Source organism: Pedobacter aquatilis, from assembly GCF_030409415.1.
In the GTDB taxonomy this organism is placed as follows: domain Bacteria; phylum Bacteroidota; class Bacteroidia; order Sphingobacteriales; family Sphingobacteriaceae; genus Pedobacter; species Pedobacter aquatilis.
The window spans coordinates 23,186-38,997 of the sequence record NZ_JAUFPW010000032.1 but is presented as its reverse complement, the minus strand read 5'-3'; the positions used below and the strand labels follow the sequence as shown (position 1 = coordinate 38,997).

Here is a 15,812-nt window from a genome sequence, read left to right as displayed (position 1 = left end):
TTTTTAAAATTCAACGTATTAGTGTTATAATATTTTATATTTACAGCAGAATTTTTACAATTATAAGGTTTGTTAACCAAATGGATAGCATTAATATAAAGAAATTAGCAGAAGCTTTAAATTTATCTACCTCTACAATTTCAAGGGCTTTTAGAGATAATAGTGATATAAAGGCAGATACGAAAGCACTCATCTTGGCTAAAGCTAAAGAATTAAACTACCAACCAAACCATTACGCCAGTAATTTACGCGAGCAAAAAAGTAAAACGATTGCAGTAATTGTTCCTGAACTTGCCAATAATTATTTCTCACAAGCGATACATGGAATAGAGCGGGTTGCCAGAGAAAATGGTTATCATATTTTAATTTACGTTACCGATGATGATTTTAATAAAGAAATTAATTTCATCAGGCATTTGCACAATGGTAGGGCGGATGGGATCATTATGTCGGTATCTGGTGAAGCAAATGACCATAATTACCTAAATATGTTTGGGGAGAAGCGGTTGCCACTTGTATTTTTCGATAGGATTTATGAAGACATCGAAACCCCTCGTGTAATTACGAATGATTATAACAGTAGTTTCTTGGCTACCGAACATTTAATTGAGCAAGGTTGTAAGAGAATTGCCTATCTCGTGGTAAATAAAAGTTTATCTATTGGTAAAACGCGTATGCAAGGTTATATAGATGCGTTGGCAAAACATAACTTAGATTTTGAAGAACAATTAATTGTTGATTGTAGTAATAGTTATGAAGAAAACAGTGTAATTATCAAAGAAGCCTTAACAGAATTAAAACCTGATGGTATTTTTACTTCGGTTGAGCGTTTAGCTTTTGCAACATATTATGCTTGCTATGATTTAAATATTTCTATACCAAATGATTTAAAAATCATTAGTTTCTCTAGTTTGGAAATCGCTCCGCTTTTAAATCCATCATTAACAACAATAACCCAACCCGCTACCGAAATTGGGATGGAAGCAGCCAAAATGCTCTTTAAAGTTTTGGGTGAAAAGGAGAATAAAAACAGCTCATTAGAAGTGGTTTTACAGTCGAAAATAATCATGAGAAATTCGACCTCAAATTCGCCTAAAAAGCACTAGATACCATATCGTTTTTTCAGTGATTTTTTGATAAAAAATATCCTCACTTAGTGTATTTTACGCAGAATTTTCGATTTTCTTCGGGAACGTTCCCGAAAAATATTCTTAAATCAGCTGAAAATAGTCGGGAACGTTCCCGAAAATAAGTATAAAAATCACTTAGTGTAAAAATTACACTTTAATTTTAATTTTTGTATTTTTAACACATTGATTATTAACTTGTTAATAAATAAAATCTTGTTGTAAGTGAAATCGTAATATTTAAAAATTCACAATTTTTCAACGAAAATTCAATGGTCAAATATCTATGAAAATATATTTTTTAAATAAATTTTGTATTCTGATTTAGTGCTGTAAATTAGTCGGGTGTGTAAATCACAATAATATTTAACCAAATTTTTATACTTAAAAGAGCTTCGAATATGAAAGTATTTTACCTGTTAAAACAGGGGCTTTTGATGCTGTTCGTTTTATCAGCATTAATCGTAAAAGCACAAACCGGATCAATTTCTGGTAAGGTGCTTGATGAAACCGGCCAACCATTACCTGGTGCTTCTATTTTAGTTAAAGGAACTACCAGAAGCACATCAACAGATGCAGATGGTAATTTCAAACTGGCGGGTTTATCAACAGGTTCCCTAACCTTATCTGCTAGTTTTGTAGGTTACCAAACCATGGATAAACCAGTAAGCATTGCAGCTAATTCAACTGTAAGTTTTCAGTTGGTGCCAGATGCGCAAAAGTTAAATGAAGTGGTTGTTATCGGTTACGGTACAGCCGAAAAGAAAAACCTGACTGGTTCCATCACTACAGTAAGTGCTAAAGATTTCCAAAAAGGTACCATTACAACACCTGAGCAATTAATTCAAGGAAAAGTTGCTGGTGTTAACATCATTTCAGGCGGTGGTAATCCGGGTGGCGGAAGCACAATCAGGGTTCGTGGCGGTGCATCATTAAATGCAAGTAACGATCCTTTAATTGTTGTTGACGGTGTGCCTTTTAGTGGAAACAGCATTGGTAATGCGCCAAGTCCGCTTTCGTTAATCAACCCGAATGATATTGAAACATTTACGGTATTAAAAGATGCAAATGCAACTGCTATTTATGGTTCTAGAGCATCAAATGGTGTAATTTTAATTACTACTAAAAAAGGTGCCTCAGGTGCTCCACAAATTAACTTCAATACAAACAACTCAATTGGTACGGTTGCTAAAAAGGTAGATGTATTATCTGCTGATGAAGTTCGTGCTTATGTTAATGCAAACGGCAACGCAGCTCAGAAAGCACTTTTAGGAACCGCAAGTACAGATTGGCAGGATGTAATTTACAGAACTGCTTTTACAACTGATAATAATTTAAGTATTGCTGGTTCATTTAAAGGTGTTCCATATCGCGTTTCTGCTGGTTATTTAGATCAGCAAGGTGTTGTTATTAAAAGTGATTTAAAAAGAGCAACTGGTGGTTTTACACTTTCGCCGAAATTATTTACAGACCATTTAAAAATTGATTTAAGCTTAAAAGGAACTTTAACAGAATCTCAATTTCCAAACGATGCGGCAATAGGTAATGCTATTCAATTTGATCCTACTAAACCTGTTTATGCAGCAAACCAATTTGGTGGTTATTATGAGTGGATTAACGGAACGGTTCCAAATCCAAATGCGCCACGTAACCCGCTTGCATTAATCGAACAACAAGATAATCACGGTAATGCTGCAAGAAGTTTTGGTAATGCTCGTTTCGATTATTCTTTCCATTTCTTGCCAGAATTACATGCCAACTTAAACTTAGGTTATGATGTATCTAAAGGATATGGTTATACAAGAGTGCCAATTATTGCTGCTCAAAGCGCTTCTACGAATGGTTCTTACTCTAACAGAAAAAATATTGAGCACAATAAATTCTCAGAATTTTACTTAAACTATGCTAAAAACGTAGAAAGTATTAACAGTAGATTTGATGTTACTGCAGGTTACGGCTATTACGATAACTCAGCCACAAATTTCAATTACACTTCTTACAAAGGAACAGGTGAGGCATTAGTAACTCCAGTATTTCCTTTCGCTGTTGAAAGACAAAAACTATTATCGTACTACGGAAGATTTGTTTACACATTGGCTGATAAATATATTTTATCGGGAACAATGCGTGCTGATGCTTCTTCGAGATTTGCTGAAGAAAACCGTTGGGGTTATTTCCCATCAGCAGGTTTTACATGGAGAATTATTGGCGAAGATTTCTTAAAAAATAGTAAAGTGGTTTCTGATTTGAAATTGAGATTAAGTTATGGTGAAACCGGAAATAAAGACGGTGAAACAATTGGTAACTACAATTATCTTTCAAGATATTATGCTAACACTAATACTGGTCAATATCAGGTTGGCAATACGTTATATAATTATTTTAGCCCTGCTGGTTACGATCCTGATATGAGATGGGAAACTACAACCACATATAATGCTGGCTTAGATTATGGTTTCTTAAAAGGAAGATTATATGGTAGTGTAGATGCTTATTACAAAAAAACTAAGGATTTGTTAAGCACAATTAATATCCCGGTAGGTACAAATTTTACTAACTTACTAACTACTAACGTTGGTAATATGGAAGTTAAAGGTATTGAGGCTAGCTTAAACTTTGTTGCCATTCAGAAAGAAAATGTAACATGGGATTTTGGTTTCAACATGGCTTACAACAAAAGAAAAATCACAAACTTGACCTTAAATCCTGATGCTGGTTCTAAAGTTTCAGCAGGAGACATTACAGGTGGTACAGGTGTAACGCTTAAATACAACGCAGTAAACCAGGTGCCAAGTGCATTCTTTGTTTATAAACAAGTTTATGATGCAAACGGTGTGCCTTTAGAAGGTGTTTATGCAGATTTAAATAGCGATGGTGTAATTAACACAAGCGATCAATATTTCTATAAATCACCTGATCCAAACTTCACATTTGGTTTCAATACATCGTTCACTTATAAAAAATGGACTGTAAATACTGTCTTAAGAGCAAATATCGGTAACTACATTTACGATAACGTTTCTTCGAACTTTGGTATCAGAAACAATGTTTTAAGTACACAAGGTATTTTGAATAATTCTGGAAGAGATATTTACAATACAAACTTCCAAACCAGCCAATATTTAAGTGATTATTACATCAAAAATGCTTCATTCTTAAAGATGGATAATGTTGGGTTAACATACAATGTTGGTAAACTTTCAGCAAATGGAAATACAACAATGCGTATTTCGGCAAACTGTCAGAATGTGTTTGTTGTATCTGAGTACAAAGGTGTAGATCCGGAGTCGGTTACAGGTATTGATTATCAATTTTATCCTCGTCCAAGAACATTCACTTTAGGCTTAAATGTTGGTTTTTAAATAAAAGATTAAGATGAAAAATTCATTTAAAATATTATTAGCATCAGGCGCTTTACTGCTTTCTTTAAATTCTTGTAAGAAAGATGCTTTAAATTTAAAGCCAACTAACGATGCAACTGCTGATGTTGTTTATGCAACTCCAGCAGGTTATAAAAATAGTTTGGTTAAATTATATGCTACTTACTCATTAACTAGTCCTTCGGGTTCTGATAACAGTGATGTTGGTGGTTTAAACTCTGGTTTTGCAGATTTTTTAAGGTTGTTCTGGACTTCTCAAGAGTTAACAACTGACGAAGCAATCTGTGCTTGGGGCGATACTGGTATTCCAGAATTAGATTATTCTACACCAAGTGTTGATAACCAATTCTTAAGGGGTTTATATTCAAGAAGTATTCTACAAATTACGTTTGTTAATGAGTTTCTTCGCGAAAGTACGCCTGAGAAATTAGCTAGCCGTAACATTACCGGTGCTGATGCAACGGCAATTGCAAAATACCGTTCAGAAGCTCGTTTTTTACGTGCTTATCAATATTGGGTATTGATGGATGCTTTTGGCAATCCGCCTTTTGTTACTGAAAATGATGCGATTGGTAAAGTTGCACCGCAACAAATTCAAAGAGCAGCTTTGTTTAATTATGTAGAATCTGAGTTAAAAGCAATTGAAACAGATTTGCCGGAGCCTCGTACAAACGACTACGGTCGTGCTGATAAAGGTGCTGCGTGGTCATTACTTGCAAGAATTTACCTGAATGCACAAGTTTATACTGGTACTGCAAAATATACTGAGGCGATTACATATTCGAGCAAAGTTATCAACGGTGGTTATCAGTTAAAAGGAAACTACATGGATTTATTCAGAACAGATAACAATGTAAATAACCTTGAAACCATCTTAAGCATTAACTACGATGGCGTTAACAGCACAAATTATGGTGGTACAACTTTCTTAATTAATGCAGGCATTAATGGTGATATGAATCCGGCAACTTATGGTGTGCCTAACGGCGGCTGGGGTGGTAACAGAACCCGTGCTAATTTGCCTGCTTTATTTCCTGATGCAAACGGAACTTTAGATAAACGTGGTGCTTTCTTCGGTACAAAAAATACAATTGATGACATTGGTGTATTTACTGATGGGTTACGTGTAACTAAATTTAAAAACGTTAGTTCAAATAATGTAACGCCTCCATCATTAAATGGAACATTCAGTTCATTAGATTTCCCGATTTTCCGTTTGGCTGAACAATATTTAATTTATGGTGAAGCAGTAATGCGTGGTGGAACGGGCGGAACAACTGCGTTGGCTTTATCTTATGTAAATGCATTACGTTTCCGTGCTTATGGTAATACATCAGGAAACGTTTCTACCTTAACTACCGACTTTTTCTTAGATGAACGCGGTCGTGAGTTATACTGGGAAGGTCACCGCCGTACAGATTTAGTGCGCTACGGAAAATATACAGATGGAAGTTATTTATGGCAATTTAAAGGTGGTGTAAAAGCTGGTACTGCATTGCCTGCATACCGCAATTTATATCCGCTACCAACTGCAGATTTGATTGCTAATCCAAATCTGAAACAAAATACTGGTTATTAATAAAATCATTCAAAAGATATGAAATCAATTTTCTTAAAATCCTTAGCATTCAGCATCATTGCTTTATCGCTTTGGTCTTGTAAAAAGGATGAAACTAGAGCAATTGCAACTTCAGGAAGTGGAGGTGCTTTACAAACTTCAGCAACGAGTGTTGTTTTAGATAAATCAAAGCTTACCGCTACGGTTGTTACCTTCAGTTTAACTGATGCAAACTTTGGTTATCAGGCAGCAGTTTCGAATACATTACAACTAGCCGTTAAAGGAACAAACTTTGCAGCACCTAAAGAAGTATTGCTTGATGCAAAAACTACTTCTAAAGCATATAATGGTTTAGATTTCAACAACCTTTTATTGTCTTTAGGCATTTCTACAACAACAAATACAGATGTAGAATTTAGAATTAAATCATCTATTTCTACTACGGCATCGCCAGCTTATAGTAATGTTGTAACTATCAATTCAAAACCGTTCCCATTAACGGCCTGGATATATGTTCCTGGTAATTATCAAGGTTGGAATCCGGCAAGTGCCGATAGTTTAGTATCGATTACTGGTAACGGCGTTTATTCTGGTGTTATTAAGTTTGATGGCCAGAAATTTAAAATAACACCTGCAAAAAAATGGGATGTTGCCTATGGAGATGCTGGTGGTGGCAAATTGAGTACTTCTGGTGGAGACATAAACTCTGTAACTGCGGGATTTAAATTACTTACTGTGGATTTAAATACATTCGTTTATACTCTTGCTGATGCAGATTACTGGTCAATCATTGGTAATGCAATTCCAGGAAGTAACTGGTCGGTAGATACTGATTTAAAACCTACAAATGATGGAAACAATACATGGACTGCTACTGTTGCCTTAACTCCTGGTGCTTTTAAATTTAGGAAAAACCATGATTGGGGAACAAGTATTGGTAATAATGGCGCTGACATTACTGTCGCAACTGCAGGAAACTACAAACTTGTGTTAACTGTGAGTGCAGACGGCAAAGGTGGTACCTATACAATGACAAAACTTTAATCAAATCAATACCCTGCAAACAAAATTGCAGGGTATTGTTTTAAATTCTTAAGCATTTAATATGATCAGATCCTCATTTTTATTAAGTCAGATAACTTTCGTTTCAAACTCAAATGCTCAACCAAATTTTCTGGTAAAACTACGTTCTTTAATCTCACACGTATCATTTCATACTAGAATGAAAAATAATTTAATTTTAATCATTTCGCTCTTTTTAAGCACGAATCTTTTTGCTCAAAAATTAGAGCGTATCGAACCAATGTTTTGGTTCTCGGGGATGAAAAATCCCAAACTACAATTACTTGTTCATGGCGAAAATATTGCCGCAAGTACGCCAAGCTTATCTTATCCTGGTGTAAAACTGGTTAAGGTTAACAAAGTTGAAAATCCTAATTACCTTTTTATTGATTTGGAGTTAGCCCTATCCGTAAAAGCAGGTAAATTTCCTATAAATTTTTCTGCCAATGGCAAAAAACTATTTTCGTACAATTACGAAATAAAAAACCGTAACAAAACAGCAAACCGAATTCAAGCGGTAACTCAAAGGGATTTCATTTACTTATTGATGCCCGACCGTTTTTCTAACGGCGATAAAAGTAATGATGTGGTGCAAGGTTTAACCGAAACCGCACTAAACCGCGATAGCATGTATTACCGCCACGGTGGAGATATACAAGGCGTAATTAATCATTTAGATTATTTAAAGGATTTAGGCATTACTACAGTTTGGATGACTCCGGAAATCGAAAACGATATGCCGCAAGCTTCTTATCATGGTTATGCTGCTACCGATCACTATAAAATAGATCCTCGCTACGGAACTAACGAATTATTTAAAAGGTACGTAGAAACGGCTCATGCAAAAGGCATGAAAGTGATAAAAGATATTGTTCACAACCACATTGGTACCGGACATTGGTTTTTTAAAGATTTGCCAATGAAAAATTGGGTGCACCAATGGCCAAAATATACACAAACCAGTTACCGCGATCAAACGGTTATGGATACGCATGCATCCGAAGCGGATAGAAAAAAAATGTTGGATGGTTGGTTTGTACCATCCATGCCCGATTTGAACCAAAAAAATCCCTACGTTCAAAATTACTTAACACAAAATCACATCTGGTGGATTGAATATGCAGGAATTGATGGACTACGTTTAGATACTTATCCATACAACGACCCTGAATACATGGCAGATTGGGCAATCAAATTAAAAGCAGAATTTCCAACCTTATCTGTATTTGGCGAAACTTTCGTTTCTGGCGTAGCCAATCAGGCGTATTTCACGCAAGGAAATACCGTTAATCGCGGCTTTGATACGCATTTACCAGGCATTACAGATATGGCGGTGAAGGAAGGAATTTACGAAGCCTTAAATGGTAAAAACGGCTGGACAGATGGCATTAATCGTTTGTATGATGTTGTAGCTCACGATTTTCTATATCAAGATCCAACCAAAAATTGTATAGCTTTAGATAACCATGATATGAGTCGTTTTTATTCTGTAGTGAATGAAGATTTCGATAAATACAAAATGGGTATGGCGCTTTTGTTAACCATGCGTGGCATTCCTCAAATGTATTATGGAACGGAAATTTTAATGAAAAATTTTTCAAATCCTGATGGTTTGGTTCGTTCTGATTTTCCTGGTGGATGGGAAGGTGATAAAAAAGATAAATTTATCTCAGATGGCAGAACGAACAAAGAAAACGAGGCTTTTGATTACGTTAAAACCTTGGCAACTTACCGTAAAAATAGTCCTGCTTTGCAAACCGGGAAATTAATGCAATTTGTGCCTGAGGATGATGTTTATGTTTACTTCCGTTATAACAAAACTGCAAAAGGAACCGTGATGGTTATTTCCAATAATACAGAAAAGGAAAAAACTTTAAATACAGACCGTTTTGCGGAAAGAACGATAGGCACTACAACGGCCAAAAACATTATCAATAACCAAACTGTACCATTTAAAGAAATTAAAGTTCCGGCAAAAACAACTTTGGTTTTAGAGTTAAATTAGTGTTTGCTTTGTCCATTTGCGAACAAATTTAAAAATTGATTAAAATTTAATTATTTCATAATAAGCGACTTGCAAATGTTTAATCATTTGGCATCACTTTCGTTCAATTAAAGCGATGAAATTATTAAGCAAAATAAAAATAATACAATGCTAAAAACACATACAAATTCCAACTCGGTAATCACGAGTAAAATTAAGGCTTGTCTATTTGATTTGGATGGCGTTTTGGTAGATACTGCAGTTTACCATTATCAGGCCTGGAAACGGTTGGCCAATACCATGGATTTCGATTTTACCGAAGAGCAAAATGAGCAATTGAAAGGCGTAAGTCGTGTTGAAAGCTTAAATAAAATTCTGGCTTGGGGCGGTGTAGAAAAAACCGATGCTGAAAAAGAAGAATTGGCGACTTTGAAAAATAGTTGGTATGTAGATATGATTACCAAAATGACTCCTGCTGAAGTTTTACCTGGAACGGTTGATTTTTTAACTGAAATTCACAAAGCGGGCTATAAATTGGCATTAGGCTCTGCAAGTAAAAATTCAGGAATCATTTTAGAACGTACCAATCTTGCTCATTTTTTTGATGAGATTGTAGATGGAAACATGGTTACAAAATCAAAACCCGACCCAGAAGTATTTCTTAAGGGAGCAGAACTTTTAGGTTTTAAACCAGAAGAATGTGTGGTTTTTGAAGATGCTGTAGCCGGTGTAGTAGCTGCAAAACGTGGTGGAATGAAAGCTATAGGTATCGGCGAAAAAAGTGTGCTCACCGATGCAGATGTTGTAGTTAGCGGATTAGATAAATTAACGGTTACAGATTTAGAGGAATTGTAAAGATTATCAAGTAGCTAGTATCAGGTATCAAGTTTGGGTTGATACTAATAGCACCTGTCTTGATACTTGATACTAAATACTCGATACTAAATACTTGCTACTAAAATAAAGAATAAAGTTTAGCTCAGGTACTGATACTTGATACTAACTACTTGATACTAGAATATGAAGAATTACATTAAAGCGGATGAGTGGAACATAATCGAGGAAGGCTTTGATCCACATTTAAATAAAATTTCAGAAAGTATTTTCAGTTTGGGTAATGGCCGTATGGGGCAACGTGCCAATTTTGAAGAAACTTATACTGGCGAAACCTTGCCTGGTAACTATGTTGCTGGTGTTTATTATCCAGATAAAACCCGTGTAGGCTGGTGGAAAAATGGCTACCCTGAATACTTTGCTAAAGTTTTAAATGCGGCAAATTGGGTAGGCATCGAAGTTAAAATTGATGATGAAATTCTTGATTTGTCAACTGCAGAAGTTAGCGATTTCAAACGTGTACTTAACATGCATGCCGGAATTCTGGAGCGCACTTTCACCGCAAAACTTAAAAATGGCAAAACGGTAAAAGTAAAGGCTACACGTTTTTGCAGCATCGCTGATGATGAAGTTGGCGCAATTCGTTATGGCATTACTGCTGTTGATTTCGATGGAAAAATCACTTTAACACCGTTTATTGATGGCGATGTTAAAAATCAGGATAGCAACTACGATGAAAAATTCTGGACAATGATTTCTGATGAAATTACTGGAACAGAAGCTTACATTAAACTTAGAACAAAGAAAACGGAGTTCGAAGTTTGCACAGGAAGCAACATCGAAGTTTATAAAAACGAAGAAAAACTAACGGTTAACATTGAAGAAGTTCGCAAGGAAAAATTCGTTGGACAAACCTTTTCTGTTGATATAAAAGCTAACGAGGAAATTACTTTAATTAAAATTGCTGCTAATTTATCTTCTGAAAATTATCCAAAGGAAGCACTTTTAAAAGAAACAAAATCGGTTATTGCAAAAGCAACAGCTAAAGGTTTCGATGCTTTATTAAAAGAACAAACCGAAGCTTGGGCAACCAAATGGGAGGAAAGCGATATCGTAATTGAGGGCGATGTTGCTGCTCAACAAGCTATCCGTTTTAATATTTTTCAGTTGTTTCAAACCTACACTGGTAAAGATGATAGACTAAATATCGGTCCGAAAGGCTTTACAGGTGAAAAATACGGAGGTTCTACATATTGGGATACTGAAGCGTATTGCGTGCCGTTTTATTTGGCAACCGCTCCGCAAGAAGTAAGCAAAAACTTATTAGTCTATCGCCATAAACAATTGGGTAAAGCCATCGAAAATGCAGCAAAATTGGGCTTTAAGGATGGTGCAGCTTTATATCCAATGGTTACCATGAATGGTGAGGAATGCCACAATGAGTGGGAAATTACCTTTGAGGAAATTCATCGTAATGGTGCAATCGCATTCGCGATTTACAATTACATTCGTTACACGGGTGATGAAAGTTATCTGCATGAATATGGTTTGGAGGTTTTAATCGCCATTGCCCGTTTCTGGAAACAACGTGTAAACTGGAGTGGCGAAAAACAGCAATATGTAATGTTGGGTGTAACTGGTCCGAATGAGTATGAAAACAACGTAAACAATAACTGGTACACTAATTTATTGGCAACCTGGTGCATGAAATATGCCACCGAAGCTGCGGAAATTGTTAAAAATCAACAGCCAGAAAAATATAACAGCTTATTAAAAATCTTAAATTTAGAGGATAAAGAATTTGCAGATTGGGCAGATATCATCGAAAAAATGTATTATCCTGAAGATAAAAATTTAGGCATTTTCTTACAGCAAGATGGTTATTTAGATAAGGAACAAACCTTAGTAAAAGATTTGCCGGCAAGCGAAAGACCAATTAACCAGAAGTGGAGCTGGGATAGAATTTTGCGTTCGCCTTTTATTAAACAGGCCGATGTTTTGCAAGGATTGTATTTCTTTGAGGAAGATTACGATTTGGAAACCATCAGAAGAAACTTTGATTTCTATGAGCCACGCACCGTTCACGAAAGTTCTTTATCGCCTTGCGTACACAGTATTTTAGCCGCAAAATTAAACGATGAAGCCCGTGCTTACGAATTCTATTTACGTACGGCTCGTTTAGATTTGGATGATTACAACAACGATACCGAAGATGGTTTACACATTACATCGATGGCTGGAACCTGGATGAGTGTGGTTGAGGGATTTGCAGGTATGCGTGTCCGTGATGGCAAATTACAGTTTAATCCATTTTTACCAACACAGTGGAAATCGTTCTCGTTTACGATTGGTTTCAGAGGTGCTACTTTAAAAATCAATATCACCGAAAACGGCATCAACATTAAAAATAATAATGATGTTGATTTAGAAATCGGTATCAAAAACCAGATTTATCAATTAGCCGGCAACGCTGAAATTGAAGTAAGTAACGCAGAGTTGGTATGATTGTAGAGGTTAAATGTAAAATGGAAGAGTTATCGAAATTGGTTTCGACTACTCGTCATTGCGAGGTACGAAGCAATCTCATTATGTTATTTTGCATGGCCTTTATCATGCTATCTCAATCATCCTTTGCACAAAAAAAGAGTAAAAAAATGAGCGATAAACAAATCGTTATCTATCAATTATTACCCCGTTTATTCGGCAATAAAAATACTGCCAACATCCCTTACGGAACTATTGAGCAAAATGGTTCGGGCAAGTTTAACGATATTACCGATAAGGCTTTAGACGGCATTAAAGAGCTTCATGCAAACTACGTTTGGTACACAGGAGCTATTGCCCACGCCACTTTAACCGATTATTCCAAATACGGAATTAAGGTTGATGATGCCGATGTGGTAAAAGGCAGAGCAGGTTCTCCATACGCCATCCGCGATTATTATGATGTTAACCCTGATTTGGCGGTTGATGTAAAAAACCGAATGAAAGAGTTTGAAGCTTTGGTTAAAAGAACGCATGCCAAGGATTTAAAATTAATTATCGATTTCGTTCCAAACCATGTTGCCAGAAGCTATCATTCTTATGCGAAACCAAAAAACGTAATCGATTTTGGGGCCAAGGATGACGTAACCAAAGGTTTTAGTACCGAAAATGATTTTTACTATGTTCCTGGTCAGCATTTTATAGTGCCAACTAACGGACAAACAACGCCTTTATCTGCTTTGCAGGATGGAAAATTTGATGAAAATCCTGCCAAGGCGACTGGTAATGATGCTTTTACGGCATCGCCTAAATATGATGATTGGTACGAAACCATTAAGTTAAATTATGGGGTAGATTATCAGAATAACAGGCAAGAACATTTCAATCCACTCCCTCCAGTTTGGAATAAAATGCGTGATATTTTAATCTTTTGGACCAAAAAAGGGGTAGATGGTTTCCGTTGTGATATGGCAGAAATGGTGCCGATTGCCTTTTGGAACTGGGTTATTCCGCAAGTTAAAGCGGTAAATCCAAAACTTATTTTCTTAGGTGAGGCTTACAATCCGCAGGTTTACAAGCAGTATCTAGAGCAAGGAAAATTTGATTACCTGTACGATAAGGTTGGTTTATACGATGGCTTAAAGAAATTGATTAGAAACGAACCTAATGCAGATGTGGCGGCTATTCGTTATGTGTGGCAGAAAGAAAGCGCTGGTTTTGGCAAAAATATGTTACGCTTTTTAGAAAACCACGATGAGGAGCGTATTGCATCTGCAGGCTTTGCAGGCAAGGCTGAATTGGCTTTACCTGCAATGGTGGTTTCTGCAACCTTAGGTTCGGGGCCTGTTATGCTTTATTTCGGTCAGGAAGTGGGCGAGCCAGGAAAAGGTGCTGAGGGTTTTGGCGGCGATGACAACCGTACCACAATTTTCGATTATTGGGGTGTTCCAAATCATCAGAAATGGATGAATGGCGGTTTATTTGACGGCCATAAGTTGAATGCTGCGCAACAAAAACTGAGAGCCTATTATCAGCAATTGTTAAAAGTAACTACCCAAAGCGATGCAGTTTCACATGGCGATATTTATGATGTTCCGCATACAGGAAATATGAATAACAGGATGTATGCTTTTATTAGATATTCTGGTAAACAGCGGTTATTAGTTGTTGCAAATTTCGATAGAAATCAAAGTTTGGAAGCCAACATCGAAATTCCAGACCATATTTTAAAAGTGAAATCTTCATCGCCAGTTACCGATTTATTAACCGATAGAAAATTATATATCCCGGCAGGAACGAGTATTCCTGTAAAACTTGAACCCGTTTCGGCGCAGGTAATAGAATTTTAGATAAAGAACAAGGAGTAAAGATCAAAGAATAAAGATTATACTCTAAAAAATGAACTCCATCTACTTACTCCCTTTTGGGGAGGGTTGGGGTGGAGCTAAACCAAATATAAAATGAGCTTAAAAACAATATTCGAAAACCCAAAATTAACACTTGCACAAATTATTAATATGAGTGTTGGGTTTTTTGGAATCCAGTTTGGTTGGGATTTACAACGTGCCAACATGGGCCGTATTTACGAAAACCTTGGTGCAAACCCCGACCAAGTTCCTTTGTTGTTTTTGGCGGCTCCGTTAACTGGTCTGTTAGTTCAGCCAATTATTGGTTATTTGAGCGATAGAACCTGGCATCCAAAATGGGGGAGAAGAAGACCATACTTTATGATTGGTGCAATCGTAAGTAGCATTGCCTTAATTTTTATGCCACATAGCAGTGCATTATGGATGGCAGCAGGATTACTTTGGATTTTGGACGTTTTCGGAAATATCGCCATGGAACCATTCCGTGCATTTGTTACCGATAAATTACCCGATAGTCAGGTTAACCGCGGTTTTATTATGCAAAGCATGATGATTGGTTTAGGCGGAAGTGTGGCTTCATCGTTGCCTTGGTTAATGAATAATGTTTTCCATTTATCGAATACGGCAGCGCAGGGCAACATTCCTGAAAACGTAAAATTCTCTTTTTACATCGGTGCATTTTTCTTTTTCGCAGCGGTATTATGGACAGTTTTCACCACCAAAGAATATCCGCCACGCGAAGAAGAACTTTCAGCACAAGGCAATAAAGGTTTTGGCAATGGCGTAAAGGAAATTTTTAGTGCTTTAAGAAATATGCCGAAACGGATGCAGATAGTTTCTCTGGTTCAGTTTTTTACCTGGCCAGGCTTGTTTTTAATGTGGTTTTACTATACTACAGCCGTTGCAGTAAATGTATTTGGTGGTAAAGATGCTGCCGACCCAATTTATGCGCAAGGTGCCGATTTCGGAAGTTTAACTTTAGCTTATTATAGTGTAATCACTTTTCTATTTGCATTGGTTCTGCCAAAAATTGCGGATGCTTTAGGTAGAAAAACAACTCATGCTTTATGCTTACTTTGTGGTGCAATTGGTTTAATCAGCGTTGCCTGGGTTCACGATAAAAATATGTTGTATTTATGTATGACAGGCGTTGGCGTGGCTTGGGCAAGTATTTTGTCGATGCCATATGCTATGTTAAGCGGCTCCTTACCGAAAGATAAAATCGGTATTTATATGGGGATTTTCAACTTCTTCATTGTATTACCAGAAATTATTGCCTCGCTTGGTTTTGGTTGGTTGATGCGAAATGTGTTAAATAACGATAGACTTTTAGCGGTGCAATTAGGCGGTGGCTTAATGATTTTAGCGGCCATCATTTGTTACTTGTTTATCAGAGAGCCTAAAAAAACTGATGAAACTTTAGCTGCTGAATTAAGCATTGAAGAAAATCGTTCGATATAGTTCACACTCGTCATTGCGAGGTACGAAGCAATCTCATTTATAAAGATTGCTTTG

9 protein-coding genes are annotated in these 15,812 nt (G+C 36.4%); all 9 read left to right on the top strand.

The window, feature by feature from the left end; genetic code table 11:
• The first annotated feature begins 80 nt into the window (after positions 1 to 80).
• The 9 genes from QWY86_RS14265 to QWY86_RS14225 all read left to right on the top strand — a co-directional run bounded on the left by QWY86_RS14265 (position 81) and on the right by QWY86_RS14225 (position 15,758).
• A complete protein-coding gene (locus tag QWY86_RS14265) occupies positions 81 to 1,106 on the top strand; it encodes a LacI family DNA-binding transcriptional regulator (protein ID WP_290243015.1) in 1,026 nt (341 codons plus the stop codon).
• Between the two features lie 422 nt (positions 1,107 to 1,528).
• Positions 1,529 to 4,489 carry a SusC/RagA family TonB-linked outer membrane protein gene (locus tag QWY86_RS14260; RefSeq protein ID WP_290243014.1) on the top strand — a complete coding sequence of 987 codons (2,961 nt, stop codon included), beginning with the start codon at positions 1,529 to 1,531 and terminating at the stop codon, positions 4,487 to 4,489.
• A 13-nt stretch (positions 4,490 to 4,502) separates the two neighbouring features.
• Positions 4,503 to 6,086 (top strand): RagB/SusD family nutrient uptake outer membrane protein, encoded by a 1,584-nt coding sequence (locus QWY86_RS14255; RefSeq protein WP_290243013.1) that lies wholly within the window; start codon positions 4,503 to 4,505, stop codon positions 6,084 to 6,086.
• Positions 6,087 to 6,104: 18 nt separating this feature from the next.
• Positions 6,105 to 7,109: a SusE domain-containing protein gene (locus tag QWY86_RS14250; RefSeq protein WP_290243012.1), complete on the top strand. Its 1,005-nt coding sequence runs from the start codon at positions 6,105 to 6,107 to the stop codon at positions 7,107 to 7,109.
• A gap of 178 nt (positions 7,110 to 7,287) precedes the next feature.
• Positions 7,288 to 9,132 (top strand): glycoside hydrolase family 13 protein, encoded by a 1,845-nt coding sequence (locus QWY86_RS14245; protein WP_290243011.1) that lies wholly within the window; start codon positions 7,288 to 7,290, stop codon positions 9,130 to 9,132.
• A gap of 147 nt (positions 9,133 to 9,279) precedes the next feature.
• Positions 9,280 to 9,966 (top strand): beta-phosphoglucomutase, encoded by a 687-nt coding sequence (gene pgmB / locus QWY86_RS14240; protein WP_290243010.1) that lies wholly within the window; start codon positions 9,280 to 9,282, stop codon positions 9,964 to 9,966.
• A gap of 165 nt (positions 9,967 to 10,131) precedes the next feature.
• Entirely contained in the window at positions 10,132 to 12,450 is a 2,319-nt protein-coding gene (locus QWY86_RS14235; RefSeq protein WP_290243009.1) for a glycoside hydrolase family 65 protein, read from the top strand.
• Positions 12,451 to 12,599: 149 nt separating this feature from the next.
• On the top strand, positions 12,600 to 14,279 hold the full coding sequence (locus QWY86_RS14230; RefSeq protein WP_290243008.1) for an alpha-amylase family glycosyl hydrolase: 1,680 nt from the start codon (positions 12,600 to 12,602) through the stop codon (positions 14,277 to 14,279).
• Between the two features lie 111 nt (positions 14,280 to 14,390).
• On the top strand, positions 14,391 to 15,758 hold the full coding sequence (locus QWY86_RS14225) for an MFS transporter (protein ID WP_290243007.1): 1,368 nt from the start codon (positions 14,391 to 14,393) through the stop codon (positions 15,756 to 15,758).
• Positions 15,759 to 15,812 lie beyond the last annotated feature (54 nt).

Coding starts and splice junctions, on each gene's coding strand:
- QWY86_RS14265 (WP_290243015.1), top strand. CDS start 81: ATGGATAGCATTAATATAAAGAAATTAGCAGAAGCTTTAAATTTATCT.
- QWY86_RS14260 (WP_290243014.1), top strand. CDS start 1,529: ATGAAAGTATTTTACCTGTTAAAACAGGGGCTTTTGATGCTGTTCGTT.
- QWY86_RS14255 (WP_290243013.1), top strand. CDS start 4,503: ATGAAAAATTCATTTAAAATATTATTAGCATCAGGCGCTTTACTGCTT.
- QWY86_RS14250 (WP_290243012.1), top strand. CDS start 6,105: ATGAAATCAATTTTCTTAAAATCCTTAGCATTCAGCATCATTGCTTTA.
- QWY86_RS14245 (WP_290243011.1), top strand. CDS start 7,288: ATGAAAAATAATTTAATTTTAATCATTTCGCTCTTTTTAAGCACGAAT.
- pgmB (WP_290243010.1), top strand. CDS start 9,280: ATGCTAAAAACACATACAAATTCCAACTCGGTAATCACGAGTAAAATT.
- QWY86_RS14235 (WP_290243009.1), top strand. CDS start 10,132: ATGAAGAATTACATTAAAGCGGATGAGTGGAACATAATCGAGGAAGGC.
- QWY86_RS14230 (WP_290243008.1), top strand. CDS start 12,600: ATGAGCGATAAACAAATCGTTATCTATCAATTATTACCCCGTTTATTC.
- QWY86_RS14225 (WP_290243007.1), top strand. CDS start 14,391: ATGAGCTTAAAAACAATATTCGAAAACCCAAAATTAACACTTGCACAA.